The 26,141-nt window shown below is 62.2% G+C and carries 26 protein-coding genes; 14 read left to right on the top strand and 12 right to left on the bottom strand.

The genetic code is table 11. From position 1 onward, the window contains the following. Nucleotides 1-4 precede the first annotated feature (4 nt). The 9 genes from DV532_RS17425 (at nucleotide 5) to DV532_RS17385 (ending at nucleotide 7,937) form a co-directional block, all read left to right on the top strand. Nucleotides 5-1,978 (top strand): heme lyase CcmF/NrfE family subunit, encoded by a 1,974-nt coding sequence (locus DV532_RS17425; protein ID WP_177339550.1) that lies wholly within the window; start codon nucleotides 5-7, stop codon nucleotides 1,976-1,978. Further along, a complete protein-coding gene (locus DV532_RS17420) occupies nucleotides 1,975-2,511 on the top strand; it encodes a DsbE family thiol:disulfide interchange protein (protein WP_056805285.1) in 537 nt (178 codons plus the stop codon). The genes DV532_RS17425 and DV532_RS17420 overlap by 4 nt, the downstream gene beginning before the upstream one ends. After that, nucleotides 2,508-2,984, top strand: a complete 477-nt coding sequence (locus tag DV532_RS17415) for a cytochrome c-type biogenesis protein (RefSeq protein ID WP_056805288.1) — start codon at nucleotides 2,508-2,510, stop codon at nucleotides 2,982-2,984. Before DV532_RS17420 ends, DV532_RS17415 begins: the two co-directional genes overlap by 4 nt. Continuing rightward, nucleotides 2,977-4,173 carry a c-type cytochrome biogenesis protein CcmI gene (gene ccmI / locus DV532_RS17410; RefSeq protein WP_056805289.1) on the top strand — a complete coding sequence of 399 codons (1,197 nt, stop codon included), beginning with the start codon at nucleotides 2,977-2,979 and terminating at the stop codon, nucleotides 4,171-4,173. The genes DV532_RS17415 and ccmI overlap by 8 nt, the downstream gene beginning before the upstream one ends. A gap of 12 nt (nucleotides 4,174-4,185) precedes the next feature. Continuing rightward, nucleotides 4,186-4,605, top strand: coding sequence for a hypothetical protein (locus tag DV532_RS17405; RefSeq protein ID WP_056805292.1), 420 nt, complete (start codon nucleotides 4,186-4,188; stop codon nucleotides 4,603-4,605). A 771-nt stretch (nucleotides 4,606-5,376) separates the two neighbouring features. Then, on the top strand, nucleotides 5,377-6,165 hold the full coding sequence (locus DV532_RS17400; RefSeq protein ID WP_056801503.1) for a PhzF family phenazine biosynthesis protein: 789 nt from the start codon (nucleotides 5,377-5,379) through the stop codon (nucleotides 6,163-6,165). A gap of 47 nt (nucleotides 6,166-6,212) precedes the next feature. Next, entirely contained in the window at nucleotides 6,213-6,620 is a 408-nt protein-coding gene (locus tag DV532_RS17395) for a GFA family protein (RefSeq protein ID WP_056801501.1), read from the top strand. A 75-nt stretch (nucleotides 6,621-6,695) separates the two neighbouring features. Next, nucleotides 6,696-7,034, top strand: a complete 339-nt coding sequence (locus DV532_RS17390) for an FKBP-type peptidyl-prolyl cis-trans isomerase (RefSeq protein ID WP_056801500.1) — start codon at nucleotides 6,696-6,698, stop codon at nucleotides 7,032-7,034. A gap of 240 nt (nucleotides 7,035-7,274) precedes the next feature. Further along, nucleotides 7,275-7,937 carry a hypothetical protein gene (locus DV532_RS17385; RefSeq protein WP_056801498.1) on the top strand — a complete coding sequence of 221 codons (663 nt, stop codon included), beginning with the start codon at nucleotides 7,275-7,277 and terminating at the stop codon, nucleotides 7,935-7,937. A gap of 40 nt (nucleotides 7,938-7,977) precedes the next feature. Here DV532_RS17385 and DV532_RS17380 read toward each other — a convergent pair whose 3' ends face one another. Next, on the bottom strand, nucleotides 7,978-8,415 hold the full coding sequence (locus tag DV532_RS17380) for an Lrp/AsnC family transcriptional regulator (RefSeq protein ID WP_056801496.1): 438 nt from the start codon (nucleotides 8,413-8,415) through the stop codon (nucleotides 7,978-7,980). Between the two features lie 133 nt (nucleotides 8,416-8,548). Between DV532_RS17380 and DV532_RS17375 the strand changes: the two genes are divergently transcribed. Continuing rightward, nucleotides 8,549-9,445, top strand: coding sequence for a DMT family transporter (locus DV532_RS17375; RefSeq protein ID WP_056801494.1), 897 nt, complete (start codon nucleotides 8,549-8,551; stop codon nucleotides 9,443-9,445). A 55-nt stretch (nucleotides 9,446-9,500) separates the two neighbouring features. Next, a complete protein-coding gene (locus DV532_RS17370) occupies nucleotides 9,501-10,427 on the top strand; it encodes a class I SAM-dependent methyltransferase (RefSeq protein ID WP_056801492.1) in 927 nt (308 codons plus the stop codon). 72 nt (nucleotides 10,428-10,499) lie between these two features. Here DV532_RS17370 and DV532_RS17365 read toward each other — a convergent pair whose 3' ends face one another. The 8 genes from DV532_RS17365 to gcl form a co-directional block, all read right to left on the bottom strand. Continuing rightward, on the bottom strand, nucleotides 10,500-11,498 hold the full coding sequence (locus tag DV532_RS17365) for a sulfate ABC transporter substrate-binding protein (RefSeq protein WP_056801490.1): 999 nt from the start codon (nucleotides 11,496-11,498) through the stop codon (nucleotides 10,500-10,502). A gap of 164 nt (nucleotides 11,499-11,662) precedes the next feature. Continuing rightward, nucleotides 11,663-12,484 (bottom strand): ion transporter, encoded by an 822-nt coding sequence (locus tag DV532_RS17360; protein ID WP_056801488.1) that lies wholly within the window; start codon nucleotides 12,482-12,484, stop codon nucleotides 11,663-11,665. Between the two features lie 45 nt (nucleotides 12,485-12,529). Further along, nucleotides 12,530-13,402: an urea transporter gene (locus DV532_RS17355; RefSeq protein WP_056801486.1), complete on the bottom strand. Its 873-nt coding sequence runs from the start codon at nucleotides 13,400-13,402 to the stop codon at nucleotides 12,530-12,532. A gap of 128 nt (nucleotides 13,403-13,530) precedes the next feature. Continuing rightward, nucleotides 13,531-14,946: a pyruvate kinase gene (gene pyk, locus DV532_RS17350; RefSeq protein ID WP_056801484.1), complete on the bottom strand. Its 1,416-nt coding sequence runs from the start codon at nucleotides 14,944-14,946 to the stop codon at nucleotides 13,531-13,533. Continuing rightward, entirely contained in the window at nucleotides 14,943-16,217 is a 1,275-nt protein-coding gene (locus tag DV532_RS17345; RefSeq protein WP_056801482.1) for a glycerate kinase, read from the bottom strand. The genes pyk and DV532_RS17345 overlap by 4 nt, the downstream gene beginning before the upstream one ends. A 244-nt stretch (nucleotides 16,218-16,461) precedes the next feature. Next, nucleotides 16,462-17,355, bottom strand: a complete 894-nt coding sequence (locus tag DV532_RS17340) for a 2-hydroxy-3-oxopropionate reductase (protein ID WP_056801481.1) — start codon at nucleotides 17,353-17,355, stop codon at nucleotides 16,462-16,464. A 97-nt stretch (nucleotides 17,356-17,452) separates the two neighbouring features. Beyond that, the gene (hyi, locus tag DV532_RS17335) at nucleotides 17,453-18,235 is read right to left on the bottom strand and encodes a hydroxypyruvate isomerase (RefSeq protein WP_056801477.1); all 783 of its coding nucleotides are present in this window, start codon (nucleotides 18,233-18,235) and stop codon (nucleotides 17,453-17,455) included. Between the two features lie 57 nt (nucleotides 18,236-18,292). Continuing rightward, nucleotides 18,293-20,068, bottom strand: a complete 1,776-nt coding sequence (gene gcl / locus DV532_RS17330; RefSeq protein ID WP_056801476.1) for a glyoxylate carboligase — start codon at nucleotides 20,066-20,068, stop codon at nucleotides 18,293-18,295. A 257-nt stretch (nucleotides 20,069-20,325) separates the two neighbouring features. On the opposite strand from gcl, the gene DV532_RS17325 reads away from it, so the two are divergent. Next, nucleotides 20,326-20,766 (top strand): heme-binding protein, encoded by a 441-nt coding sequence (locus tag DV532_RS17325; protein ID WP_056801474.1) that lies wholly within the window; start codon nucleotides 20,326-20,328, stop codon nucleotides 20,764-20,766. A gap of 135 nt (nucleotides 20,767-20,901) precedes the next feature. Here DV532_RS17325 and DV532_RS17320 read toward each other — a convergent pair whose 3' ends face one another. Continuing rightward, nucleotides 20,902-21,513 (bottom strand): TetR/AcrR family transcriptional regulator, encoded by a 612-nt coding sequence (locus DV532_RS17320; protein WP_013973538.1) that lies wholly within the window; start codon nucleotides 21,511-21,513, stop codon nucleotides 20,902-20,904. Nucleotides 21,514-21,645: 132 nt separating this feature from the next. Between DV532_RS17320 and DV532_RS17315 the strand changes: the two genes are divergently transcribed. Continuing rightward, nucleotides 21,646-22,560: a DUF808 domain-containing protein gene (locus DV532_RS17315; RefSeq protein WP_056801472.1), complete on the top strand. Its 915-nt coding sequence runs from the start codon at nucleotides 21,646-21,648 to the stop codon at nucleotides 22,558-22,560. Nucleotides 22,561-22,709: 149 nt separating this feature from the next. On the opposite strand, the gene DV532_RS17305 is transcribed toward DV532_RS17315, so the two are convergent. Then, nucleotides 22,710-24,653 carry an LTA synthase family protein gene (locus DV532_RS17305; RefSeq protein WP_056801470.1) on the bottom strand — a complete coding sequence of 648 codons (1,944 nt, stop codon included), beginning with the start codon at nucleotides 24,651-24,653 and terminating at the stop codon, nucleotides 22,710-22,712. A 151-nt stretch (nucleotides 24,654-24,804) separates the two neighbouring features. Here DV532_RS17305 and DV532_RS17300 point away from each other — a divergent pair, with 151 nt between their 5' ends. Further along, on the top strand, nucleotides 24,805-25,098 hold the full coding sequence (locus DV532_RS17300) for a hypothetical protein (protein WP_236707524.1): 294 nt from the start codon (nucleotides 24,805-24,807) through the stop codon (nucleotides 25,096-25,098). Between the two features lie 89 nt (nucleotides 25,099-25,187). Here DV532_RS17300 and DV532_RS17295 read toward each other — a convergent pair whose 3' ends face one another. Next, nucleotides 25,188-25,970: an outer membrane protein OmpK gene (locus DV532_RS17295; protein ID WP_056801468.1), complete on the bottom strand. Its 783-nt coding sequence runs from the start codon at nucleotides 25,968-25,970 to the stop codon at nucleotides 25,188-25,190. Nucleotides 25,971-26,141 lie beyond the last annotated feature (171 nt).

Genomic DNA, 26,141 nt, shown 5'->3' with positions numbered 1-26,141 from the left:
GCTGGTGATACCCGAACTTGGCCAACTGGCGATGATTTTGGCCATTTGCTTTGCCTTGGTGCAGGCCAGCGTTCCGCTGCTGGGCGCCTGGCGTGGCGACACCCTGTGGATGAGCCTGGCGCGGCCAGCGGCGTGGGGGCAGTTCGCCTTCCTGGCGTTTGCTTTTGCCTGCCTGACCCATGCCTTCCTCACCGACAATTTCTCGGTAGCCTACGTGGCCAGCAACTCCAACAGCGCGTTGCCTTGGTACTACAAGTTCAGTGCCGTGTGGGGTGCCCACGAAGGCTCGTTGCTGCTGTGGGCGTTGATCCTCGGCGGCTGGACCTTTGCCGTATCGGTGTTTTCGCGGCAGTTGCCGCAGGTGATGCTGGCCCGTGTGCTGGCGGTCATGGGCATGATCAGCGTGGGCTTTCTGAGCTTCCTGATCATCACCTCCAACCCGTTCCAGCGCCTGCTGCCGCAAGTGCCGACCGATGGTCGCGACCTCAACCCACTGCTGCAGGATTTTGGCCTGATCGTTCACCCGCCGATGCTGTACATGGGCTACGTGGGTTTCTCGGTGGCCTTTGCCTTTGCCATCGCAGCCTTGCTCGGCGGCCGCCTGGACGCTGCCTGGGCGCGCTGGTCACGGCCGTGGACCATCGTCGCCTGGGCCTTCCTCGGCGTGGGCATCACCCTGGGTTCGTGGTGGGCCTACTATGAGCTGGGCTGGGGGGGCTGGTGGTTCTGGGACCCGGTGGAAAACGCCTCGTTCATGCCTTGGCTGGTGGGCACGGCGCTGATCCACTCACTGGCGGTGACCGAGAAGCGCGGGGTGTTCAAGAGCTGGACCGTACTGCTGGCAATTGCGGCATTCTCACTGAGCCTGCTGGGTACCTTCTTGGTGCGTTCCGGCGTGCTGACGTCGGTGCATGCCTTTGCCGCCGACCCGTCACGGGGCGTGTTCATCTTGATCTTCCTGCTGTTCGTGGTGGGCGGGTCGCTGACCCTGTTCGCCCTGCGTGCGCCCGTGGTCAAGAGCCAGGTCGGTTTTGCCCTGTGGTCTCGCGAAACGCTGTTGCTGGCCAACAACCTGGTGCTGGTGGTGGCCGCTTCGATGATTCTGCTCGGCACCCTGTACCCGCTGGTGCTCGATGCGCTGACCGGGGCCAAGCTGTCGGTCGGCCCGCCGTACTTCGATGCCTTGTTCTTGCCACTGATGGCGCTGCTGATGGTGGTGCTGGGCGTGGGGGTGGTGGTGCGCTGGAAGGACACCCCGGGCAAATGGCTGGCCAGCATGATGACGCCGGTACTGATCGGCAGTACGGTGCTGGCCCCGGTGGCCGGTTTTATCGTCGATGACTTCGACTGGCCGACCCTGAGCGCCTTTGCCCTGGCCGCGTGGGTGGTGCTCAGCGGCCTGCGCGACGTGCTCGATAAAACCCGCCACAAAGGCGTGGCCAAGGGCATGCGCGGCCTGACCCGCAGCTACTGGGGCATGCAGTTGGCGCACTTGGGCCTGGCGGTGTGCGCGCTGGGCGTGGTGCTGTCGAGCAACAACAGCGCCGAGCGCGACCTGCGCATGGCCCCGGGCGAAAGTGTGGAGCTGGGCGGTTATCACTTCCTGTTCCAGGGTGCCAAGCATTTCGAAGGGCCGAACTTCATCTCCGACAAGGGCACCGTCGTGGTCAGCCGCGATGGCCGAGAGGTGACCACCTTGCATCCCGAGAAGCGCCTGTACACCGTGCAGCAGTCGATGATGACCGAAGCCGGCATTGACGCAGGCTTTACCCGCGACCTGTACGTCGCCCTCGGCGAGCCGCTGGAGAACGGCGCCTGGGCGGTACGCGTGCATATCAAGCCTTACGTTCGCTGGATCTGGCTGGGCGGTCTGCTGACCGGCCTGGGCGGGTTGCTGGCGGCCCTCGACCGGCGCTACCGCGTCAAGGTCAAGACCCGGGTGCGTGATGCCCTGGGCGTGTCTGGAGCAGCTGCATGAAGCGTTGGATCATGGTAGTCCCCCTGGCGGTGTTCCTGCTGGTGGCGGTGTTCCTTTACAAAGGGCTGTTCCTCAAGCCTGACGAGTTGCCTTCGGCAATGATCGGCAAGCCGTTCCCGGCGTTTTCTCTGGCTTCGACCCAAGGTGATCGCACCCTGACCCAGGCCGACCTGCAGGGCCGCCCGGCCCTGGTCAACGTGTGGGCCACTTGGTGCCCGTCGTGCAAGGTCGAGCACCCATACCTGAACCAACTGGCCCAGCAGGGCGTGGTGATCCATGGCGTCAACTACAAGGACGACAATGGGGCGGCGCTGAAGTGGCTGGCGGAGTTCCATAACCCCTACCAGCTGGATATCCGTGACGAGCAGGGCAGCCTGGGCCTGGACCTAGGCGTGTACGGCGCACCGGAAACCTTCCTGATCGATGCCAAGGGCATCATCCGCTACAAGCACGTGGGAGTGGTCGATGCCACGGTCTGGCGTGAGCAGTTGGCGCCGCTGTACCAGGGCTTGGTCGATGAGGCCAAGCCATGAAGCGCTGGTTGGCAGCTGCAGTGCTGGGCCTGAGTGTGATCAGTGTGGCCAAGGCGGCGATCGACACCTACCAGTTCCGCGATGAGGCCGAGCGTGAGCGCTACCAGCAGCTGACCAAAGAGCTGCGCTGCCCCAAGTGCCAGAACCAGGATATCGCCGACTCCAACGCGCCGATCGCCGCCGACCTGCGCCGGGAAATTTTCCGCATGCTTGGCGAGGGCAAGAGCAACCAGCAGATCGTCGACTTCATGGTCGACCGCTATGGCGACTTCGTGCGCTACAAGCCGGCGCTCAGTGGGCGCACCTGGCTGCTGTGGTTCGGCCCGGGGATCCTGCTGGCCGGTGGTTTCGTGGTGCTGGCGGTGATCGTGCGCCGCCGCCGCGGGGCGGCCGTCCAGGGCGCCAATGAGTTATCTGCCGAAGAACGCGAGCGTCTCGCCAAACTGCTGGAAAAAGAACAGACCCATGATTGAATTCTGGCTTAGTGCGGGCCTGCTGCTGCTCGCTGCCCTCAGCTTCCTGCTTGTTCCGATTCTGCGTGGCCGTCGTCGCCAGCAGGAAGAAGACCGCACCGCCCTGAACGTGGCCCTGTACCAGGAACGTGTCGGCGAACTAGCCGCCCAGCAGGCCGCTGGCGTGCTCGACGAGGCACAGCTGGCCAAGGGCCGTGATGAAGCGGCCCGTGAACTGTTGGCCGATACCGAAGGCGCAGCGCCGGCGCGCCAGGGCCACTTGGGCAAGGCCTTGCCACTGCTGGCAGCGGTGTTGGTGCCATTGATGGCATTGGGGCTATACCTGCACTTTGGCGCGGCTGACAAGGTGGCGCTGACCCAGGAGTTTGCCGAAGCGCCGAAGTCGATGGAAGAAATGACCACGCGCCTGGAGCGGGTGGTGCAGGCGCAGCCGGAGTCGGCCGAGGCCATGTACTTCCTTGGCCGGGCCTATATGGCTGAGCAACGCCCGGCCGATGCTGCGCGAACCTTCGAGCGGGCCGTGGCCCTGGCCGGTCGCCAGCCCGAGCTGCTGGGGCAGTGGGCTCAGGCGTTGTACTTCGCTGCCGACAAGCAGTGGAGCCCGCAATTGCAGGCGCTGACCGACGAGGCGCTGCAAGCCGACCCTAACGAAGTGACCAGCCTGGGCTTGCGCGGTATTGCCGCCTTTGAGGGCGAGCGTTACCAGCAAGCCATCGATTACTGGAAGCGCCTGCTGGCGCAGTTGCCAGAAGGCGATACTTCACGTGCGGCCTTGCAGGGCGGGATCGACCGCGCTGTCGAGCGCCTGCAGGGTTCGGCTGGCCAGGCCGCGCAGCCGGCGCCGGTGGCGGCGCGCTTGAAAGTGCGGGTGGAGCTGGCGGCGGCGCTGAAGGACAAGGTCAAGCCGCAGGACACGGTGTTCATCTTCGCCCGCGCCAGCAACGGCCCGCCCATGCCGCTTGCGGCCAAGCGGGTGACCGTGGCGCAGTTGCCAATTGAGGTGGAGTTGTCTGATGCTGACGCGATGATGCCGCAGATGAAACTGTCCGACTTTGCCGAAGTCCAACTGGTTGCACGTGTCTCGCGGGCCGGCCAGCCTACCCATGGCGAGTGGATTGGCCAGGGCATGCCATTGCCTAGCGCCACGCAGGCCACCCAGCACCTGACCATCGACAGCCCCGACCCGTAAGAGAGCAATGCCATGCACAGCACCGTCCGCCTGACCCTGATCACCCTGGCCCTGGGTTTGTCTGCGTGTACGGTGCATGAGCCGTACGAGCAGCCCGAGCCACCGATCGAGCGCGTGCCGCCGCATCAGGGGCCGGCGGTCAAGCCGCTGCCGGGCGGGCAGCCGTCTACCCAGCCGAGCAAGCCGGCGGCTATTCCCAAGCCGATGCCGCGTACCTCGGCAAGCTTTGCACCGCCGCCTGGCGGGGCTAGCCATTGGGACCCCAAGCTGGGGGTGTATGTGCTGGAGAAGAAGCCCAATACCTTTTACCGCCAGCGGACCTATTACCGGTTCGACAACGGCTGGAGCTGGTCGCTGAGCCCGGATGGGCCTTGGCAGGAGACTGACAGCAGCGGTGTGCCGGGTGGCTTGGGACGTGCCTTTGCCCAATAGCTGCAACGTTGCTAATTGCTAATTGCTAATTGCTAGTTGCTTTTGCTTCTAAGCGCGCGATAGTTCAGGCGCCGCCGATTGCGACTTCAGGAGCAAGACCGTAGCGAGGGAACCCCGGAGCGCAGCGTCGGGGCCGGATGATGGCGACCTTCGGCAATGAATGTTGACCCCGTTTTCAAAGCCTATGCCCGAAAAGCGAAAAGCGAAAAGCAGGATAGCGCTGGTTTTTCTATTGCGCATAGTCCAGCAGCGATGGCGACACTGACTCACCTTTTCGCCCTTACGGCGAGTCACTTTTTGTCAAACGCGACAAAAAGTAACCAAAAAACGCTGCGCTCCCATCATCCGGCCCCTACGCTGCGCTCCGGGGTCCCCTCTCTCCGGCCTTGCTCCCGGGAGGACCGCGCTGCAGGCCCCATCCTGGGGCCCAGCGCTTGACGGGCATCCATGCCCGTCACCTCCCTCCGCAAGACCTGCGTTCGGCCTCCTGAAGTCGCGAAGATCAAGATCAAGATCAAGATCAAGATCAAGATCAAGATCAAGGTCAAGAGCGCAAGCGCAAGCGCAAGCGCAAGCGCGAGCGCGAGGGTAGGAGCTGTAGCGGTACAGTACAGTTATGGCTCGTTATTTCGGTTGACTGTACTGGCTGGTGAGTCCGCATAATGCCCCTCGAAATGATCCGAAGGTGGTCTGCGTGCTGATGGAAATCGTCGACGATGACCACCTTTTTCAGACATCAGCCTGGCCGCGACCAGGCACAAGGAGTCGTGCATGCAGCTCGAGATATTCCAGGTCGATGCTTTCTCCGCCGAACCCTTCGGCGGCAACCCGGCAGCAGTGATCCCACTGCAAAGCTGGCTGCCGGATGATGTGCTGCAGCGCATCGCCGCAGAGAACAACCTGTCGGAAACCGCGTATTTCGTGCGCAACGGCGAAACCTACGACCTGCGTTGGTTCACCCCGGCCGTGGAAGTCAACCTGTGCGGCCACGCCACCCTGGCTTCGGCCTACGTGCTGTTCGAGCAACTAGGCGAACAGGCGCAGGTGCTGCGCTTCAATACCCGCAGTGGCGAGCTTCGCGTCAGCCGCAGCGCCGACGGGCTGCTGGCCATGGACTTCCCGGCCAAGCAGCCGGTCGCCGTGGACATTCCGGCAGGCCTACTGCAAGCGCTGGGCCTGAGCCAGGCGCTGGCGGTGCTGCGCAGCGATGACTATGTGGTCGTGATCGATGACGCCCTGTTGCTCGACACATTGCAGCCGGACTTCGTTGCCCTGTCGGCCTTCGACGTGCGCGGCATCGCCGTGACGGCCGCAGGCCGTGGCTTTGATTTCGTCACCCGCTGGTTCGGCCCGCGGGTAGGCTTGAACGAAGACCCGGTGACCGGCTCGGCGCACACCTCGCTGGCACCGGTGTGGGCCGAGCGGCTGGGCAAGCAAGTACTGGACTGCGAACAGGGTGGCCGGCGCAAAGGCCAGCTGCAGTGCCAAGTGCCGGGTAATGGCCGGGTAATCATCAGCGGGCGGGCGGCGTTGTACCTGCGCGGAACTGTATACATCTGAACTGGCATCTATACTTGCTGGCCCATCTTCCGCTCAAGGAGCCAACCATGGCCCTGGAAAAGCACGGCACCTGCCTGTGTGGCGCGACCCGGCTGACGGTCACCGTCGACAACACCCATGTCAGCGCCTGCCATTGCAGCATGTGTCGCAAGTGGACCGGTGGTCCACTGTTGGTGGTTGACTGCACACGCCCTCCACTGATCGAAGGGCGGGCGCCCAGCGTCTACGACTCCTCCGACTGGGCTCAGCGAGCTTTTTGCGGCCAGTGCGGCACACACCTGTATTATCGACTCAAGGCCAACGACTTCCATGCCGTGCCAGTCGGCCTGCTCGACGGCGACCAGGAGTGGGATTTCAACATGCAGATTTTCGTCGAAGAAAAACCCGCTTGGTACTGCTTCGCCAACCAGACCAAGCAACTGACCGGCCAAGAAGTGTTCGAGCAAAACAGCTGAAAGGCCAGGCGAACTTGCCAAACCGGTGCATTCCTGAGAAAAGGGCGGCTTTGTTTTCAGCGTTGGAGTGTGCCTGTGAGCCAAGAACTGCAGATCATCGAGTTGGTCGAGGGTGATGGCAAAGCCGCCGTCAAAGGCGCCCTGATCACCACCCAGTACACCGGCTGGCTGGCCGACGGCAGCGAGTTCGATTCGTCCTGGTCACGTGGCAAACCGTTCCAGTGCGTGATCGGCACTGGCCGGGTAATCAAGGGTTGGGACCAGGGCCTAATGGGGATGCGCGTGGGCGGCAAGCGCAAGTTGCTGGTACCGGCACACCTGGGTTATGGCGCACGCAGCGTAGGCACGATTCCGCCGAATTCGGATTTAACCTTCGAGATCGAGTTGCTGGAAGTGCTGACGCGGGATGATTGAGTGGGCCACATTGCAACCCCTTGTTCTCGTTCGCTACACAATTCAGCAACACCCATCCTCTAACGTAAGCCTTGCCTAGGGAACGGCATTCACCGCCAGGGAGGAACCAAACGGGTTCAGGGCACTCTGACCCTCACTCGTTGCCAAGGATGGCCTTCACTACAAGGATGCCCTGCAATGCTGCAGGCAGGGCAATGTGGCGGGTAACCCCGATTTTCTTTGCCACACGAGCCTGCTTTGATGAAGTTGCCACCACTCTTGCGCCGTCGTCGTCACTTGTTGCTGAGCCTGCTGCTCACAGCCATCGCCGTACCGCTGGCACTGAAGGCTGTCGAAAGGCGGGCACAACCGGTGGATGGCACCCAAACCCTGGTGTTCCTGCGCCACGCCGAGAAGCCGGGCGAGGGCTTGGGCCAGTTGAACTGCCAAGGCCTCAACCGTGCGCTGGACCTGGCTACCGTGCTGCCCGAGCGTTTCGGCAAGGCCGACTACGTGTTTGCCGCCAACCCCTCGCGGCATGTCGAGGAAGGCAGCAAGGACGAGAGCTACAGCTACATCCGCCCGCTGATGACCATCACCCCCAGCGCCATCCGCCTCGGTTTGCCGGTGAACATCGACTATGGCGCCAATGACACCGAGGCACTGGCCGATGAGCTGCTCAGCGACAAATACCGCAATGCCACCGTCTACACCGCCTGGTCCCACGGTTACCTGCCGGAATTAATCAATACCGTGGCTGGCAAGGCCTTGGGTGAACAGCGGGTGATCACCGAGGACTGGAACGGTGACGATTTCGATACCCTCTACGTACTGACCCTGACCTGGCAAGACGGCAAGGCCAGCCTGCTCAGCCGCAACGTGCGCCAGGGCCTGAATGACGGTGCGCATAGCTGCCCGAGCTGATCCGCGGGTACTGCTGGGCAGGGAGCCAGAACAGGAGACCTCAATCCATCGGTGGCAACCGCCGCTTTACCGGGGTCTTCTTGATGATCGCGGTATTGGTCCCAGCCAGCACATTGATGCGGTCGAGCAGGATGTCCAACTGCTCCATTGAGCGCACATGCAGCCGTGCGATGAAGCAATCCTCGCCGATAACCTTGTCGCACTCGGTGAACTCGGGAATGGCGATGATCTGCCGCTCAACCTCTTGCAACTGCCCGGGCAATGGGCGGATGCGTACGATGGCCTGCAACTGGTAACCAAAGGCGCGCGGGTCGACCTCCACGGTGTAACCGCGCAACACGCCGCGTTCCTCCAGCCGGCGCAGGCGCTCGCTGACGCTGGGCGCGGACAGCCCGCTGATCTGGGCCAAGGCTTTTAGCGAGCGGCGCGAGTCTTCCATCAGCGCATTGAGCAGCAATTGGTCGATGGCGTCGGTCATGGTTACCTCGTCAGGTTAATCAGCTTATTTGCCTTGATAGTAAAGGCAAGCGCGCAAACTTACCTTCGTTATCCGCTGGAAGGACGACAAGCAACCTTTGCATACTGTTGCCATGGTCAACAGGAGTTGTGAGATGGACAGTTCATTACGTCGTGGTTCGCTGGAAATGGTCGCCGCCATGTTGATTTCCGGGACCATCGGCTGGTTCGTGTTGGTGTCGGGCCAGCCGGTGCTGGAGGTGGTGTTCTGGCGCTGTGTGTTCGGTGCCGGAACCTTGCTGGTGATTTGCGCGGGGTTCGGCTTTCTGCGGCCGGGCGTGATCAGCCGCACGGCGTTCCTCCTGGCGATTGCCAGCGGTGTGGCCATCGTCGGCAATTGGGTGTTGTTGTTCGCTTCCTACTCGCGGGCGTCGATTGCCATCGGCACGGCGGTGTACAACGTGCAACCGTTCATGCTGGTGGGCCTGGCGGCGCTGTTCCTGGGCGAGAAAATCACCTTGGCCAAGGTTACCTGGTTGAGCGTGGCGTTCCTCGGCATGTTGGCAATCGTCAGTGCCCATGGTGTGGGGCAGGGGAGTGGGGAGGGCTATCTCCTGGGCATTGCCCTGGCGCTCGGCGCGGCGTTGTTGTATGCCATTGCAGCGCTGATCATCAAGCGCCTGAGCGGCACCCCGCCGCACTTGATCGCTTTGATCCAGGTGACCACGGGTATGTTGCTGCTGGCACCTTGGGTCAAATTGGGCGGGTTGCCGGGCGAAGTACCGGCGCTGGCCAGCCTGGTGACCTTGGGTATGGTGCATACCGGCTTGATGTATGTGCTGCTGTACAGCGCCATTCAGCGTTTACCCACGGCGTTGACCGGGGCGCTGTCGTTCATTTACCCGATTGCGGCGATTCTGGTGGACTGGGTAGCGTTTGGGCACCGGTTGGCGCCGCTGCAGTGGCTGGGGGTGGGGTTGATCTTGCTGGCGGCGGCGGGGATGCAGCAGGGGTGGTGGTTCCGGCCCAGGGCGCTGGCTTGCCGGCGATAGGGCGCAAAGCGCCCTCAGGGGGTAGAATGCCGCTTTTGCCAGCTTGCGACCCCTCATGACTTCGCCGATCCAGATTCTGGAGCAACACCTGCTCGCCGCCCTCGACCCTGCCCCGCAGGAAACCCGCCGCCTGTTCCATGGCCGTGGCCGCTGCTGGGCGGGCCTGGAACAGGTTACCGTCGACTGGCTGCAAGGCGTGCTGTCGGTCGCCCTGTTCCGCGAGCCGCCCGAGGGCCAGTTGGGCGAACTGGAAGCGATGTTGCGCAGCCTTGCCGAGCGCCCGCAGTGGGCGGGCCAGGCCATCATCATCCAGCACCGCTACCTGCCCGACAGCCCCGGCCAGTGGCTGCTGGGCGAGCCGTGTCAGCAACGCGAGGTGGTCGAGGACGGCCTGACCTACCTGCTGGACCTGGGGGTGCGACAGAACAATGGCCTGTTCCTCGACATGCGTTATGGCCGGCGCTGGGTGCGTGAGCAGGCGGCAGGTAAACGCGTGTTGAACCTGTTCGCGTACACCTGCGGCTTTTCGGTGGCGGCCATTGCCGGGGGCGCCGAGCAGGTGGTGAACCTGGATATGGCCAAGTCGGCGTTGTCCCGCGGCCGCGACAACCATCGCCTGAATGGCCACGATGCATCGCGGGTGGCGTACTTGGGGCATGAGCTGTTCAAATCGTGGGGCAAGGTGCGCAAGTACGGGCCTTACGACCTGGTCATCATCGACCCGCCGACCTTCCAGCGTGGCAGCTTCGTGCTGACCCAGGATTACGCGAAGATCCTGCGGCGCTTGCCGGAGTTGTTGAGCGCGGGCGGCACCGTGCTGGCGTGCGTCAACGACCCGGGGATCGGGCCGGAGTTTCTGATCGAGGGGATGGCACAGCAGGCGCCGGGGTTGGCGTTTGTCGAGCGGCTGGAGAACCCGCCGGAGTTTCCTGATGTGGACCCGGCGGGTGGGCTGAAGGCCTTGGTATTCCGCCAGGTGTGATGCTGCCTCGGCTGGCCTCTTCGCGGGTAAACCCGCTCCTACAGGCGAAGAGGCCGGGCCTGGCTACATCAATTACTGATTGGTGTAGATCTGGTCAAATACCCCACCATCATTGAAGTGGGTCTTCTGCACGGTGCGCCAGTCACCGAAGGTTTTCTCCACCGACAGAAAGTCCACTTTCGGGAAGCGATCGGTGTACTTGGCCAGTACCGTCGCATCACGCGGGCGCAGGTAGTTTTGCGCGGCGATTTCCTGCGCTGCGGGTGACCACAAGTATTTCAGGTATTCCTCGGCGGCAGCCTGGGTGCCCTTTCTGGCCACCACTTTGTCGACCACACTCACCGGCGGTTCGGCTTCAGCAGAAACGCTTGGGTAGACCACTTCGAACTGGTCGCGGCCGAACTCGCGGGCGATCATCTCGGCTTCGTTCTCGAAGGTGACCAGCACATCGCCGATCTGGTTGGTCATGAAGGTGGTGGTGGCGGCACGGCCACCGGTGTCCAGCACTGGCGCCTGCTTGAACAGCTTGCCGACGAACGCCTTGGCTTTGTTTTCATCACCGCCCTGCTTGAGCACATAGCCCCAGGCCGACAGGTAGGTGTAGCGGCCGTTACCCGAGGTCTTGGGGTTGGGCACGATCACCTGCACGCCGTCCTTGAGCAGGTCGGGCCAGTCTTTCAGCGCCTTTGGGTTGCCTTTGCGCACGATGAATACCGTGGCCGAGGTGAACGGCGCGCTGTTGTTTGGCAGGCGGGTTACCCAGTTGTCCGGCACCAGCTTGCCGTTGTCAGCCAGGGCGTTGATGTCGGTGGCCATGTTCATGGTAATGACATCGGCTGGCAGCCCATCGATCACCGCACGCGCCTGCTTGCTCGAGCCGCCGAAGGACATTTGCACGTTGACCTTCTCGTTGTGCTCGGCTTCCCAGTGCTTCTGGAAGGCCGGGTTGTAGTCCTTGTAGAAGTCGCGCATCACGTCGTAGGAGACGTTGAGCAGGGTCGGGGCAGCCTGGGCGAAATTGCCCAAGGCAAGGCCTGCGGCGAGCAGCGAGGCGGTGAAGAGTTTTTTCACGTTGCTTCCTTGTTATCGAGAAGGTGTTGGCAGTTTGCCTGCGACTATAGCCGGTGGGTTTGGGGGGGCTAAAGAACAAAAAAGACTTTGGTTATGCCGCAGCCTGGGCCGGACCTTTTGCTGTAGGAGCGGGCTTGCCCGCGAAGTGGCCGGCCCAGGCAGCCTCACTGCTTGGGAAACAGCATATTGCCGCAGCGGGAACAGAACGCTGCCCCATGCTCATGGCTCTTCTTGCTGCAGGTCGGGCAATCATGCTGCAACTGCTCCCCGCGCATGGCATTGGCCAGTTCGGCGGTAAAGATCCCGGTTGGCACGGCAATGATCGAATAACCGGTAATCATCACCAGCGACGACAGCACCTGCCCCAGTGGTGTCTTCGGCACGATGTCGCCAAAGCCCACTGTGGTCAGGGTGACGATGGCCCAGTAGATGCCTTTGGGAATACTGGTAAAGCCATGCTCAGGCCCTTCGATCACATACATCAAGGTGCCGAACACCGTGACCAGGGTCGATACCGTCACCAGGAACACGATGATCTTCTGCTTGCTGCCGCGCAGCGCCTCCATCAGGTAATGAGCCTGCTTCAGGTAGGGGCTGAGCTTTAGTACGCGGAAGATCCGCAGCATCCGTATCACGCGGATGATCAACAGGTACTGGGCGTCGCTGTAGTACAGCGCAATGATCCCCGGCACGATCGCCAGCAAGTCGACCAGGCCATAAAAGCTGAAGGCATAACGCAGGGGCTTGGGCGAGCAGTACAAGCGGGTCAGGTACTCGACCAGGAAGATCGCGGTAAAGCCCCATTCGATGGCCGCCAGAAGGCCTGCGTAGCTCTGGTGTACTTCGTCGATGCTGTCGAGGATGACCGTGACCAAGCTGGCCAGAATAATCAGCAGGAGAATCTTGTCAAAGCGCCTTCCAGCCACGGTATCGGTCTGGAAGACGATGATGTAGAGCTGCTCGCGCAGGCTCGCAGGGTTGTTCATTGGCTCGTTCCACAAAAGCGATGGGCTGAGCCTAGGGGCTGCGTTTCAGCTGTGCAAGCGGCTGGCGATTCGCTGTTTGAACTGGGCCAGGTGGCTACCCAGGTGCATCAGCCAGCAAGCGCCGACGAAGGGCGCGGTCAGGCCGGGCACCGGCAGCATTTTGAACAGCGGTTGCAGCAGCAACGCCAAGGCAATCGCCAGTAGCGTCACCCAGGGTTTTTCACCTTGCCTGCTGAAGGCCAGTGCCGCCAGCGCTGCGTTGAAGCCGTACAGGCCTAGCCACGCCGCCTGCGCCTGGTCAGCGAGCAATGCCACGCCGCCACCGATGGCCGAGCCGATCACCGCCCACATTGCCGCATAAGGGTTGGCGATGAACATGCCGACGATGATCAACAAACCGGCCAGCGGCTGGTCGAGCAAAAAGATCTGCCCCACGCCACGCGCCAGGGCATACAGCGGGTCGGCTTCGACGAAGCCGCTGGGCGAGGGGCTGGCTAGTTGCAGTGTGGCCCAGCCTAGCAACACGAACGGCGCAGTGTAGGCGACCAGCAGCTTGCCGCCGCGCTTGCGCCATTGATGGGTGATGATGCTGGACAGGCCGCCGGCGGCGATGACCAGCGGCGGCAAGATGGCTGACCAGGGCAGCACGGCACTGATCAGGATGCCGATCAGCACGCCGTTGTAGCAGTACAGGCCGGCCTGGCGGTCGGCGCGGTTGTAGCCGCGGCGCTGGGCAGTGAGCAGGCCGGCGAGGGCGCCCAGCAGCGCGCCACCGACCAGGCTGGGGGCGGTCAGCAGGATGGCCAGCAGGCAGCATAGGCCGCACAAGGGGTTGCGTAGCAGCAGCACCTGGCTGAAGCCGTTGAGTAGCGCCGTGGCCCAGTCGGGGCACGGGTTGACGAAATGTTTGCTGTACATGGGGCAGTCAGTAAGGTTGTTGGGGGCGCGGTGGGCCTCTTTGGGCCTCGGGTTTTCCGCCGTTGTGTGCGACACCACCGACCCTGTGGGGGCGGGCACGCCCGCTCCCACAGGAGAGATGCAGTGGTTTAGATCAGCGTCTCGATCCGCAGTGTGTTAGTCGACCCCGGCTTGCCGAAAGGCACGCCGGCAGTGATCAGCAGGGTGTCGCCACGGCTGGCCATACCTTGTGCTTGGGCAATCTCCAGCGCAGTAGACACCACCTCGTCCACTTGACGCAGGCGGTCGTTGACCACCGAGTGCACGCCCCAGGCCACGCTCAGGCGGCGTGCGGTGTTCAGGTTCGGAGTCAGGTTGAGGATCGGCGCCCGTGGCCGCTCACGCGCCGCGCGTAGGGTAGAGGCGCCCGATTCGCTGTAGTTGACCAGCACCGCCACCGGCAGGATGCCGCTGATTCGGCGAATGGCGCAGCTGATGGCGTCCGACACGGTGGCTTCGGCCTTCGGCCGGCCTACGTCGAGCTGAGCCTGGTAGTCCGGGCCGTTCTCCACCTGGCGGATGATCTTGCTCATCATCTGCACGGCTTCCAGCGGGTAGTCACCCGAGGCGGTCTCGGCCGACAGCATCACCGCATCGGCACCCTCGGCCACGGCGTTGGCCACGTCGGTGACTTCGGCGCGGGTGGGCGCAGGCGAGAAGCGCATGGACTCGAGCATCTGCGTGGCCACCACCACCGGTTTGCCCAGCTGGCGGCAGGTGCCGATGATGCGCTTCTGGATCTGTGGCACGCTTTCGGCCGGCACTTCCACGCCCAGGTCGCCACGGGCCACCATGATCGCATCCGCCAGTTCCGCGATGGCCTGCAGTTGTTCGACTGCCGATGGCTTTTCGATCTTGGCCATCAGGTAGGCGCGGTCGCCGATCAGCTGGCGTGCTTCGACGATGTCTTCCGGGCGCTGCACGAACGACAGGGCCACCCAGTCCACGCCCAGTTCCAGGCCGAAGGCCAAGTCGCGGCGGTCTTTCTCGGTAAGCGGGGAGAGGTCGAGCACGGCTTGCGGCACGTTGACCCCCTTGCGGTCGGACAGCTCGCCGCCGTTCAGCACTTCGGTGTCAATCGCATCGCTGTGCTTGGCAGTAACGCGCAGGCGCAGCTTGCCGTCGTCCAGCAGCAAGTCCATGCCAGGCTCGAGCGCGGCGATGATTTCCGGGTGTGGCAGGTTAACCCGGCGGCTGTCACCCGGAGTTTTGTCCAGGTCCAGGCGCAAGGCCTGGCCGCGCTGCAGCTGCACCTTGCCGTCGGCAAAGCGGCCGACCCGCAGCTTGGGCCCTTGCAGGTCCATGAGGATGCCCAGTGGGTAGTTCAGCTGCTGCTCGACTTCGCGGATCCACTGGTAGCGCAGGGCGTGGTCGGCGTGTTCGCCGTGGCTGAAGTTGAGGCGGAAGATGTTCACCCCGGCTTCGACCAGTTGGCGGATGTCGTCGATGCCGTTGATCGCAGGGCCGAGGGTGGCGAGGATTTTGACTTTTTTATCAGGCGTCATGATTGGGCAGTCTCGAGGATCAGGATGGCGCGGAAGTCGTTGACGTTGGTGCGGGTCGGCTCGGTGACGATCAGCGCATCCAGCGCAGCGAAGTAGCCATAGCCATTGTTGTTGTCCAGCTCATCGCTGGCCGACAGGCCCAGGGCTTCGGCGCGGGCGTAGCTGCCCGGGGTCATGAAGGCGCCGGCGTTTTCTTCCGAACCATCGATGCCATCGGTGTCACCGGCCAGGGCGTACACGCCTGGCAGGCCTTTCAGGTTTTCGGTGAGGCTTAGCAGGAACTCGGCGTTGCGCCCGCCACGGCCGTTGCCGCGCACGGTCACGGTGGTTTCGCCACCGGACAGGATCACGCACGGCGCCTTCAGCGGCTGGCCGTGCTGAACGATCTGCCGGGCAATACCGGCGTGCACCTTGGCCACCTCACGCGATTCGCCTTCCAGGTCGCCGAGGATCAGCGGGCTGAACCCGGCTTGGCGGGCTTTGACCGCAGCAGCTTCGAGCGACTGTTGGGGCTTGGCGATCAGCTGGAAGTGGCTGCGGGCCAGGGCCGGGTCATCGGCCTTGACGGTTTCCGAGGCCGGGTTGTTGAGCCAATCGATGACGGCTTTCGGCGCCTCGATGTTGTAACGCTTGAGGATGGCCAGGGCATCGGCCGAGGTGCTCGGGTCGGCGACGGTGGGGCCAGAGGCGATTACCGTGGCGAGGTCGCCCGGTACGTCGGAAATGGCATAGGTGTACACCGTGGCCGGCCAGCAGGCCTTGGCCAGGCGGCCGCCCTTGATCGCCGAGAGGTGCTTGCGCACGCAGTTCATCTCGCCGATGGTGGCGCCGGATTTGAGCAGCGCTTTGTTGATCTGTTGCTTATCGGCCAGGGTCAGGCCTTCGGCTGGCAACGCCAGCAGGGCGGACCCACCGCCCGACAGCAGGAAGATGACGCGGTCGTCTTCATTGAGGTTGCTGACCAGCTCCAGCACGCGTTTGGCCACGGCCAGGCCGGCGGCGTCAGGGACCGGGTGGGCGGCTTCGACCACCTCGATCTTCTGGCAGTTGGCGCCATGGCCGTAACGGGTTACGACCAGGCCGGAGACTTCGCCCTGCCAGCTTTTCTCGACCACTTCGGCCATGGCGGCTGCGGCCTTGCCGGCGCCGATGACGATGACCCGGCCGCTACGGTCGGCGGGCAGGTAGGGTTCGAGGACTTGGCGCGGGTGGGCGGCAGCGATGGCTGTGTCGAACAGCTCGCGGAGAAGTTTTTGCGGATCGACCGACATGGCAGGCTCCCAAATTATTGTTGTTCTGCAGAATCAAAAACGCCCCTGGAACTGCCTCCGTGCAGGCCGAACCAGGGGCGGGTGTTGCTCGGTGCCACCTAGGGGCCGGTGGTCGCAGGCTCCTAGGTGTTGGTTTCTTCGCGGGTGAACCCGCTCCTACAGGTACTGCACAGGGTTCAGGGATTGCGTGGTCCCTGTAGGCGCGGGCTTACCCGCGAAGAGGCCATTGAGACTTACATCAACATCACTTGTCGTCGCGGATCGAGAAGTTGGCCATGTGCTCCAGGCCCTTGATCAGCGCCGAGTGGTCCCAGTTGCTGCCGCCCAGCGCGGCGCAGGTGTTGAACACCTGTTGCGCATTGGAGGTGTTGGGCAGGTTGATGCCCAGCTCACGGGCGCCTTCCAGGGCCAGGTTCAGGTCCTTCTGGTGCAGGCTGATGCGGAAGCCTGGGTCGAAGGTACCTTTGATCATGCGCTCGGCATGCACTTCCAGAATCTTCGACGAGGCGAAGCCGCCCATCAGCGCTTCACGCACCTTGGCAGGGTCGGCGCCGTTCTTGGCGGCGAACAGCAGTGCTTCGCTGACAGCCTGGATGTTCAGGGCAACGATGATCTGGTTGGCAACCTTGGCGGTCTGGCCGTCGCCGTTACCGCCGACGCGGGTGATGTTCTTGCCCATGGCTTCGAACAGCGGCAGGGCGCGCTCGAAGGCTTTCGGGCAGCCGCCGACCATAATGCTCAGGGTCGCGGCCTTGGCACCGACTTCACCACCGGACACCGGCGCGTCCAGGTAGGCGGCGCCAGTGGCCTTGATTTTCTCGGCAAACGCTTTGGTCGCGGTAGGCGAGATCGAGCTCATGTCGATCACTACCTTGTTCGGGCCCACGCCTTCGGCCACGCCGTTTTCACCGAACAGCACGCTTTCGACCTGCGGGGTGTCGGGGACCATGACAATGATGAATTCGGCTTCCTGGGCAACCTCTTTCGGGTTGGCCAGGGCCACGGCGCCAGCGGCGATCAGGTCAGCCGGGGCAGCGTCGTGGTGGGTGGAAACGAAGATGCTGTGGCCTGCTTTCTGCAGGTTTTGGGCCATGGGCTTGCCCATGATGCCGGTGCCGATGAAGCCGATTTTAGCCATGAGAGATTACCTCGTTGTATTTGTTGGATCTCGATGGAGCAGGCGGTATAGGCCACTTGGTTGGATGCCAAATCCCACAGCGGCCTGTGCTCAGCCCTTAGATTGCATTGTGCGTCTTCAGCCAGCCCAGGCCGGCTTCGGTGGTGGTCAACGGCTTGTATTCCGCGCCCACCCAGCCCTGGTAGCCGATGCGGTCCAGGTGCTCGAACAGGAAGCGGTAGTTGATCTCGCCGGTGCCAGGTTCGTTACGGCCTGGGTTGTCGGCCAGCTGGATGTGGTTGATCAGCTTCAGGTTGGCTTCCATGGTGCGCGCCAGGTCCCCTTCCATGATCTGCATGTGGTAGATGTCGTACTGCAGGAACAGGTTGTCGCTGCCCACTTCGGCTTGAATTTCCAGGGCCTGTTGGGTGGTGTTCAGGTAGAAGCCCGGGATATCGCGGGTGTTGATCATTTCCATGACCAGGCGGATACCGGCGGCTTGCAGCTTGTCAGCGGCATACTTGAGGTTGTCGACGAAGGTTTTGCGCACGTCGGCGCACTGCAAGCCTTGCGGGCGAATGCCGGCCAGGGCGTTGACCTGGGTGTTGCCCAGCACCTTGGCGTAGGCGATGGCCTTGTCGACACCGGCGCGGAACTCTTCGATGCGGTCAGGGTGGCAGGTAATGCCGCGTTCACCTTTGGCCCAGTCGCCGGCAGGCAGGTTAAACAGCACCTGGGTCAGGCCGTTGGCGTCCAGCTGCTGCTTGATTTCGGCAGCGCTGAAGTCGTAGGGGAAAAGGTATTCGACACCGCTGAAGCCCGCATCGGCGGCGGCTTTGAAGCGGGCCAGGAAATCCTGTTCGGTGAACAGCATGGACAGGTTGGCAGCGAAGCGAGGCATGGTTGTCTCCTTGCAGATTAAAGCCCCCGGCAACCGCGGCGCGGGGGCATCAGGCAATCAGTCGAGCATCGAGATCGCGGTTGGCGCATCGTTGCCAACCAGGGCCAGGTCTTCGAATTCGTTGACCGCGTTGATCTCGGTGCCCATGGAAATATTGGTCACACGCTCGAGAATCACTTCGACCACTACCGGCACGCGGAACTCTTCGGCCATTTTCTGTGCCTTGAGCAGGGCAGGGGCGATCTCAGCCGGCTCGAATACACGGATGGCTTTACAGCCCAGGCCTTCGACGACGGCGACGTGGTCGACACCGTAGGTGGCCGCTTCAGCCGAGTTGATGTTCTCGAACGCCAGTTGTACACAGTAATCCATGTCGAAGCCACGCTGCGCCTGGCGGATCAGGCCCAGGTAGGCGTTGTTCACCAGCACGTGGACGTAGGGCAGGTTGAACTGCGCGCCCACGGCCAGCTCTTCGATCATGAACTGGAAGTCGTAGTCACCCGACAGCGCGACAACCTTGCGCTTGGGGTCGGCTTTTACCACGCCCAAGGCGGCAGGGATGGTCCAGCCCAGCGGGCCGGCCTGGCCGCAGTTGATCCAGTGGCGTGGCTTGTACACGTGCAGGAACTGCGCGCCGGCAATCTGCGACAGGCCGATGGTGCTGACGTAGCAGGTGTCCTTGCCGAACACTTGGTTCATTTCTTCGTACACGCGCTGCGGCTTGACCGGCACGTTGTCGAAGTGGGTCTTGCGCTGCAGGCTGGCTTTGCGCTGCTGGCAATCTTCCAGCCAGGCTTTGCGGCACTTCAGCTTGCCGGCGGCTTTCCACTCGCGGGCTACTTCGAGGAACACGTCCAGCGCCTTGCCTGCGTCGGAGACGATGCCCAGGTCGGGGGTGAACACGCGGCCGATCTGGGTTGGTTCGATGTCCACATGGACGAACTTGCGGCCTTCGGTATAGACGTCGACCGAACCGGTGTGGCGGTTGGCCCAGCGGTTACCGATACCGAACACCAGGTCGGATTTCAGCAGCGTGGCGTTGCCATAACGGTGCGAGGTTTGCAGGCCAACCATGCCGACCATTTGTGCGTGGTCGTCCGGGATGGTGCCCCAGCCCATCAGGGTTGGGATAACCGGTACGCCGGTCAGTTCGGCGAATTCCACCAGTTTGTCGCTGGCGTCGGCGTTGATGATGCCGCCGCCGGCTACCAGCAATGGGCGCTCGGCGTCATTGAGCAGGGCCAGGGCTTTTTCGGCCTGGACGCGGGTGGCGGTTGGCTTGTTGATTGCCAATGGCTCGTAAGCGTCGATGTCGAATTCGATTTCGGCCATCTGCACATCGAACGGCAGGTCGATCAGCACGGGGCCTGGGCGGCCGGAGCGCATTTCAAAGAAGGCCTTCTGGAAGGCGTAAGGCACTTGGCCGGGCTCCAGAACGGTGGTGGCCCACTTGGTCACCGGCTTGACGATGCTGGTGATGTCGACGGCCTGGAAGTCTTCTTTGTGCAGGCGGGCACGTGGGGCCTGGCCGGTGATGCAGAGGATCGGGATGGAGTCGGCAGAAGCGCTGTACAGGCCAGTGACCATGTCGGTGCCAGCTGGGCCGGAGGTGCCGATGCACACGCCGATATTGCCTGGGTTGGCACGGGTGTAGCCCTCAGCCATGTGCGAGGCGCCTTCGACGTGGCGAGCGAGGACGTGATCGATGCCACCGACTTTCTTCAGGGCCGAGTACAACGGGTTGATGGCAGCCCCTGGGATGCCGAACGCGGTATCTACACCTTCACGGCGCATGACCAGAACGGCTGCATCGATTGCTCTCATTTTGCTCATGGGTTGTGCCTCATCGATTTTGTAATTGTATACAACTTGCTTTGCGACAGAGTGTATTCATGGCTGGCGGCTAAGGTCAATGGGTTTTCATCGGCTGGGCTGGCTTTCGTCAGAGCGCCCGTGAAAACAGGGGTTTGCGCCATCGCATACGATCGTTTCAAAATATTGTATACAAAAAAATCTCTTGTTGTGTTCTATTTGTGTGATCGGTTTTCAACTGCCCTCAGGGCTTCTCACAACAAGAAGAGGACCTTTTCATGAACGCTTTGAACCTGAAAGTTGCCGTCAGCCTGGTGAATGCCGCGTTGGCGGCGGGCCGCAAGATCAACGCTGCGCCGCTGACCGTGGCGGTGCTGGATGCCGGCGGGCACTTGCTGGCACTGCAACGCGAGGATGGCGCCAGCCTGATTCGCCCCGAGGTGGCCACCGGCAAGGCCTGGGGGGCGATTGCCCTGGGCAAGGGTTCGCGCCTGCTGGCGCTGGATGCGCAGCAGCGGCCGGCATTTTTTGCCGCGCTGAACGGGATGGGCGAGCGGCCGGTGGTGCCGGCGCCGGGTGGGGTGCTGGTGCGTGATCAGGACGGCAAGGTGCTGGGGGCGGTGGGGATCAGCGGCGATACATCGGATATCGACGAGCAATGTGCGATCAGTGCGATCGAGGAGGTGGGGCTGCGGGCGGATGCCGGGGTCGTTGCCTGAGTCTCTATTACCTGGTCTGACCTCATCGCCGGCAAGCCAGCGCCCACAGGTACACCACAGTCTTCAGGGGCTGTGGAAGTCCTGTGGGCGCTGGCTTGCCGGCGATTGGGCTGCGAAGCAGCCCCACTGGCCCTGTCAGGCTACTTCGGGCTCACAGCCCTTGAGCACCATGCGGATGATGGTCTCGGCTGCCGCGTCATAATCGCTGTCGGCCAGCTTGGCCTTGCCGGTCACTGCCGATATCTGCCAATCGAAATCCGCATAGGTTTGCGTCGCCGCCCAGATGCTGAACATCAGATGATGGGCGTCCACATGGGCGATCTGCCCACGGTCGATCCAGCGCTGGATACACTCGATGTTATGCCGCGCCTGCTCGTTCAGCTGCGCCACCTGGTTGGGTGACAGGTGCGGGGCGCCGTGCATGATTTCGCTGGCGAACACCTTGGAGGCATGCGGCAGGTCGCGCGAAATGCGGATTTTCGAACGAATGTAGGCACTCAGCACTTCCTTCGGGTCACCGTCAGCATTGAACGGTGTAGAGGCCTGCATGATCGGCGCGATGATGCTTTCGAGGACTTCGCGGTACAGGTTGTCCTTGGACTTGAAGTAGTAATACACGTTCGGCTTGGGCAGGCCGGCCTTGGCCGCAATATCGCTGGTCTTGGTGGCGGCGAAGCCCTTGTCGGCGAATTCCTCGCTGGCCGCGCGCAGGATCAATTCCTTGTTGCGCTCGCGAATGGTGCTCATGGTCAGGGATCTTCCTCGTGTCTGGCCACCTCTAAGAGGGGTCGGGCATGGTAGCACCGGGCTCGACGGGCGCTCAAGGCAGCGGCTTTGGGCTAGAATCCGAAGCACTCACTCATTTGGACACAGGCAAACATGGCAGGAAGCAGTCTACTGGTACTGATCGACGACATCGCCACGGTGCTCGATGACGTCTCGGTGATGACCAAAGTAGCGGCGAAAAAGACCGCGGGTGTGCTTGGCGATGACCTGGCGCTGAATGCCCAGCAGGTGACCGGCGTGCGTGCCGAGCGCGAGATCCCGGTGGTGTGGGCAGTGGCCAAGGGCTCGCTGGTGAACAAGGCCATTCTGGTGCCGGCGGCGCTGCTGATCAGTGCGTTCATCCCGTGGGCGGTGACGCCGTTGCTGATGTTGGGAGGGGCCTATTTGTGCTTCGAGGGCTTCGAGAAGCTGGCGCACAAGTTTTTGCACAGCAAGGCCGAGGATGACGCCGAGCATGAAGCGCGCAAGGAGGCGGTGGCCGATGCCAATATCGACCTGGTGGCCTACGAAAAAGCCAAAATCAAAGGTGCAGTGCGTACCGACTTCATCCTGTCGGCGGAAATTATCGCCATTACTTTGGGTATCGTGGCGGACTCACCGTTGAGCCAGCAGATCATCGTGCTGTCGGGCATTGCGGTGGTGATGACCATCGGTGTGTACGGGTTGGTGGGCGGCATCGTCAAGCTCGATGACCTTGGGCTGTGGATGACTCAGAAAGCTTCACGCCTGGTTCAGGCGGTAGGTAGCGGCATCTTGCGGACAGCGCCGTACATGATGAAGAGCCTGTCGGTGATCGGTACCGCGGCCATGTTTTTGGTCGGTGGCGGGATTCTGGTGCATGGCATCGCGCCGCTGCATCACGCCATCGAGGCGTTCAGCGAGGGGCGCGGTGGCGCGCTGACCGGTGGGCTGCTCAACGGCGTGGCTGGGGTGGTGGCGGGTGCCGTGGTGCTGGCAGTGGTAGCGCTAGCCGGGAAGCTGTGGCGTGCGCTGCGCCCAGCCAATTGAGCGCCAGGCTGCGGCGAGTGCGGTCTTTGTAGGAGCGGGTTCACCCGCGAAGCAGGCACCGCGGTTGCTGGCGCGGGCTGTGCCCGTGTTCGCGGGCAAGCTCGCTCCTACAGTGATCGCGCAAGCGTTCAGGTTTGCTGTGGGCAGGTTCAGTCCTCTGTTATGACGGCGCCCTGTTGCGGCATCCAGCCCAGCAGGCCCTTGCTGAAGTCGTTGGCCGCACTCTGGTAGTAGGCAATCGCTCGCCGTACCAGCGGGTTGTCACTGTCCACAATCGTTTCCTGGCTGTTGCCCAAAGCATCCTGGTGCACGCGCATGCCGCCGCGTGGGCTGAGGATCGCCAGGTCCTTGCCGTCGAACAACCCCAGGTGCTGGTAGTTGCCGATCAGCACCCGTGGCGGCAAGGCTGCTTCGCGCAGCAGGTCACGGCCAAAGAAGGTCGAGCTGTAGCTCAGGTTGAGCAGGCCGAGCAGGGTGGGCGCAAGGTCGATCTGGCTGGCCAGTTGCGCCTCTTCGCGCGGGGCGATCAGCTTGGGTGCGTAGATCCACAGCGGGATCTGGTAATTGCTTACTGGCAGGTCTTCCACCCCGGCACTACCGGCGGTGTGGTCGGCGACGAACACGAACAGGGTATTGTCGAACCATGGCTTGCCCTTGGCCTCTTGCAGGAACTGCGCAATGGCATGGTCGGTGTACTTCACCGCGCCCTCTCGGCCTTCGCCCGACGGAATGTCGATACGGCCATCCGGGTAGGTGTAGGGGCGGTGATTGGACGTGGTCATCAACTGCAGGAAAAACGGCTGCTGCTTGGCATGGTCGGCATCGGCCAGTTTGAGCGTTTGCCGGTACAGGTCTTCGTCGGCCATGCCCCAGGCGTTCTTGAAGCTGATGTCACTCTCGGCAATGCTGCTCTGGTCGACGATGCGGTAGCCGTTACCGCTGAAGAACGCGTTCATGTTGTCGAAGTAGCCGCGCCCGCCATAGACGAACACCGCGTCATAGCCGACAGCCTTCAACTGTTGACCGAGGCTGCCATAGCCACTTTCACGGCCGATACGCTTGACGATCGAGCGGCCCGGGGTGGGTGGGATCGACAGGGTAATGGCTTCCAGGCCGCGGTCGGTACGCGTGCCGGTGGCGTAGAAGTTGTTGAAGTACAGGCTTTGCTGGCGCAGCACGTCCAAGTTGGGCGTGAGGTTGCGCGGGTCGCCGTTGCTGCCCATGTACTTGGCGCTGAAGCTCTCGATGGTGACCAGGATAATGTTCGGCTTGCGTGGTTCGCCGCTGGCGTTGATGTGGCGGCGGATATCCTCGGGTTCGCTGGCGGTAAACTGCGCGTTGGGTTCGGCCAATTCCTGCTGCATTTGCGCGCCGACTGCACTGGCATCGAGGCTGGCGTAGAACTGGGTGTAGTCGAGTTCGTTGTTACGGAACGCGGCAAAGAACTGGTAGGGCCCGTTGCTGGCCAGTTCGCGCTGATAGGCGTTGCCGCCTTGGCCACGCGGGAACTGCTGGTCGACCAGCAGCACGCTCAGCCCACCCAGCACCGCCAGCAGCGCAATGCCGCCAAGGCGCTGGCGCAAGTTGGCGTTGGGCGCCGCAAGCGCCCGGGCCAGCGGTTTGCGCAGGATCAGCGTGAGCAGCACGGCAACCACGGCGATGCTGCCCAGCAGGGTCGGCAGCGGGTAGGACTCGCGTATGTTGTCCAGTACTTCCTTGGAGTACACCAGGTAGTCGACTGCGATGAAGTTGAAGCGCACCCCAAACTCGTCCCAGAACTGCCATTCGGCCACCGCGACGAACAGCATCACGAACAGGCTGACGATCAGCACGCCGGCCATCAACCGACGATGCAGGCCCGTGCGCCACAGCGCAGCTGGGCACACCGCCAGGTACAGCCCCAGCGGCAGGGCGGCGTAAGTAAGGAAGCTCAGGTCGTACAAGGCACCGCTGAAGAATAATGAGAAGTAATCGCCATGTACTTCATCCAGGTGGGTGACCAGCAATACCAGGCGGGTCAGCAAGAAGATGCCGAACCACAGTGAGCAAACTAACAGAAGATAACGCCAAGGTGCGGCGAGGGAGGTGCGCATTAAGTAGGCCTGTTTCTTTTTTTGGGTGCGAGAAGGCCGGCATATTAAATGGGCAAGTGCAAAAAATTTGTCAAAAGTTTACAGCGATTAACTGACGCGTGGGCCTATATTGGATACTTTGCTTTTTTCCTACACGCCGAGGGGTAAAACCATGTTCGGGAAAGTATTGACATACGATGTCTACCACTTGGCCTTGTACCTGGGTTCGGCCTTGGCGTGGGGCGCCGTTGGCCTGTGGCTGTTGCTGCGTGGGGTGGGCGTAGTGGCGCTGTACAAGGGCTGTGTGGTGTTCGGCCTGGGCTTGGCACTCAGCAGCATCATATTGGTGCTGGACATCGTGCGCGTGCTCGAACACTGGCAGGTGGAACTGGGGCTGCTGCTGTTTGGGTTGTTGTTGCCGTGCGTGATTTTTTTGACTTTTAAGGCAAGGCTTAAGTATGTGTAAGAATAATCTTACTAAATTGTAGGAGAGTGCTTACATGGGGTGGCGTGACAGCATGTTGATAGACCAACGCGCTGTCACGATTCAGCGTATCAGAAGTGCACTTTTACCAAGAAACTCATGGTGTTCTGGTCGGTCGTGAAAGCATCGCTGTCCTTGATGCCGTACTTGTTCTTCCAGTAGTCGTACTCGACACCCACGTACAGCTGCTTCTCGCCCAGATGCAGCGCCTTGCCCAGGTCATACTTGATCTGCGGGTTGAAGTGCAGGTTGGCCTGATAGGTGCCACGACGGTTCTCGTCGTTGTCCACCACCCAGTCCATGAAGCCGTCGATGAGCACGTCGGAATCGCCCACCGGGATGGTGTACGACCACACCGGGGTGATTTGCCACACGTTGTCGCCGGCACGGCTGCCGTCGGTGGTGCGGTTGTAGAAGTTCAGCTGGAAGTAGTCAAAGCCTGGTATGGCCAGGTCGAAGCCGGGGCCGATCAGGTACGACTCGGTGTCACCCTCGCCAAACTCGTAGGTCATGGCCAGCAGCACGTCTTTGACTGGGCCGAATTCCAGCTTCTGGTCGAAAATCTTGCCGAACGACAGGCGTGGGCTGAATTCGCCGTAGTAGGTGTTGGGGCCGTTGTTGGCGTCCTTATTGCCTTGGTAGAAAATCTTGTCGACGAAGAAGAAGTTGTCGCCGTACTTCCAGCCATCGGCGTGCTCGAAGGTGAGGGTTTGCTGGGTCTGCGGGTTGACCTTGAAGTTCTTGCCCCACAGGTAGGTCAGGCTGTTGTTCTGCCACTGCAGCAGGTCGCCGCCGAAGGTGGTGCCACAGGCCAGCAGGCCGCCGGCGAGGATCAGGCTGTTGATGGTACGCATTGCGAGTGTCGCTCCCTTGATTGATCTGTTGTCAGCGCTCGTTATTGGCGCTTTTTTGTCTTTTGAGTCAGCTTTTTTCGATAGGCCACAGCTGTTTGGCAAGGGTTGAGCCAACTTTTCCGGGTTGGCAAAACTTTCCTGCTCGACTTCGTTCTGAACGGATGAAAAGGG

The sequence above is a fragment of the Pseudomonas sp. Leaf58 genome (genome assembly GCF_003627215.1).
Taxonomy (GTDB): domain Bacteria; phylum Pseudomonadota; class Gammaproteobacteria; order Pseudomonadales; family Pseudomonadaceae; genus Aquipseudomonas.
The sequence above is the reverse complement of the archived record's forward strand: the minus strand, read 5'-3'. Positions and strand labels throughout refer to the sequence as shown.

Coding starts and splice junctions, on each gene's coding strand:
- DV532_RS17300 (WP_236707524.1), top strand. CDS start 24,805: ATGTTCGGGAAAGTATTGACATACGATGTCTACCACTTGGCCTTGTAC.
- DV532_RS17325 (WP_056801474.1), top strand. CDS start 20,326: ATGAACGCTTTGAACCTGAAAGTTGCCGTCAGCCTGGTGAATGCCGCG.
- DV532_RS17380 (WP_056801496.1), bottom strand. CDS start 8,415: ATGACCGACGCCATCGACCAATTGCTGCTCAATGCGCTGATGGAAGAC.
- DV532_RS17375 (WP_056801494.1), top strand. CDS start 8,549: ATGGACAGTTCATTACGTCGTGGTTCGCTGGAAATGGTCGCCGCCATG.
- DV532_RS17340 (WP_056801481.1), bottom strand. CDS start 17,355: ATGGCTAAAATCGGCTTCATCGGCACCGGCATCATGGGCAAGCCCATG.
- DV532_RS17295 (WP_056801468.1), bottom strand. CDS start 25,970: ATGCGTACCATCAACAGCCTGATCCTCGCCGGCGGCCTGCTGGCCTGT.
- DV532_RS17400 (WP_056801503.1), top strand. CDS start 5,377: ATGCAGCTCGAGATATTCCAGGTCGATGCTTTCTCCGCCGAACCCTTC.
- DV532_RS17420 (WP_056805285.1), top strand. CDS start 1,975: ATGAAGCGTTGGATCATGGTAGTCCCCCTGGCGGTGTTCCTGCTGGTG.
- DV532_RS17355 (WP_056801486.1), bottom strand. CDS start 13,402: ATGTACAGCAAACATTTCGTCAACCCGTGCCCCGACTGGGCCACGGCG.
- DV532_RS17395 (WP_056801501.1), top strand. CDS start 6,213: ATGGCCCTGGAAAAGCACGGCACCTGCCTGTGTGGCGCGACCCGGCTG.
- DV532_RS17305 (WP_056801470.1), bottom strand. CDS start 24,653: ATGCGCACCTCCCTCGCCGCACCTTGGCGTTATCTTCTGTTAGTTTGC.
- DV532_RS17315 (WP_056801472.1), top strand. CDS start 21,646: ATGGCAGGAAGCAGTCTACTGGTACTGATCGACGACATCGCCACGGTG.
- DV532_RS17345 (WP_056801482.1), bottom strand. CDS start 16,217: ATGTCGGTCGATCCGCAAAAACTTCTCCGCGAGCTGTTCGACACAGCC.
- ccmI (WP_056805289.1), top strand. CDS start 2,977: ATGATTGAATTCTGGCTTAGTGCGGGCCTGCTGCTGCTCGCTGCCCTC.
- DV532_RS17370 (WP_056801492.1), top strand. CDS start 9,501: ATGACTTCGCCGATCCAGATTCTGGAGCAACACCTGCTCGCCGCCCTC.
- DV532_RS17320 (WP_013973538.1), bottom strand. CDS start 21,513: ATGAGCACCATTCGCGAGCGCAACAAGGAATTGATCCTGCGCGCGGCC.
- gcl (WP_056801476.1), bottom strand. CDS start 20,068: ATGAGCAAAATGAGAGCAATCGATGCAGCCGTTCTGGTCATGCGCCGT.
- DV532_RS17415 (WP_056805288.1), top strand. CDS start 2,508: ATGAAGCGCTGGTTGGCAGCTGCAGTGCTGGGCCTGAGTGTGATCAGT.
- DV532_RS17385 (WP_056801498.1), top strand. CDS start 7,275: ATGAAGTTGCCACCACTCTTGCGCCGTCGTCGTCACTTGTTGCTGAGC.
- pyk (WP_056801484.1), bottom strand. CDS start 14,946: ATGACGCCTGATAAAAAAGTCAAAATCCTCGCCACCCTCGGCCCTGCG.
- DV532_RS17405 (WP_056805292.1), top strand. CDS start 4,186: ATGCACAGCACCGTCCGCCTGACCCTGATCACCCTGGCCCTGGGTTTG.
- DV532_RS17360 (WP_056801488.1), bottom strand. CDS start 12,484: ATGAACAACCCTGCGAGCCTGCGCGAGCAGCTCTACATCATCGTCTTC.
- hyi (WP_056801477.1), bottom strand. CDS start 18,235: ATGCCTCGCTTCGCTGCCAACCTGTCCATGCTGTTCACCGAACAGGAT.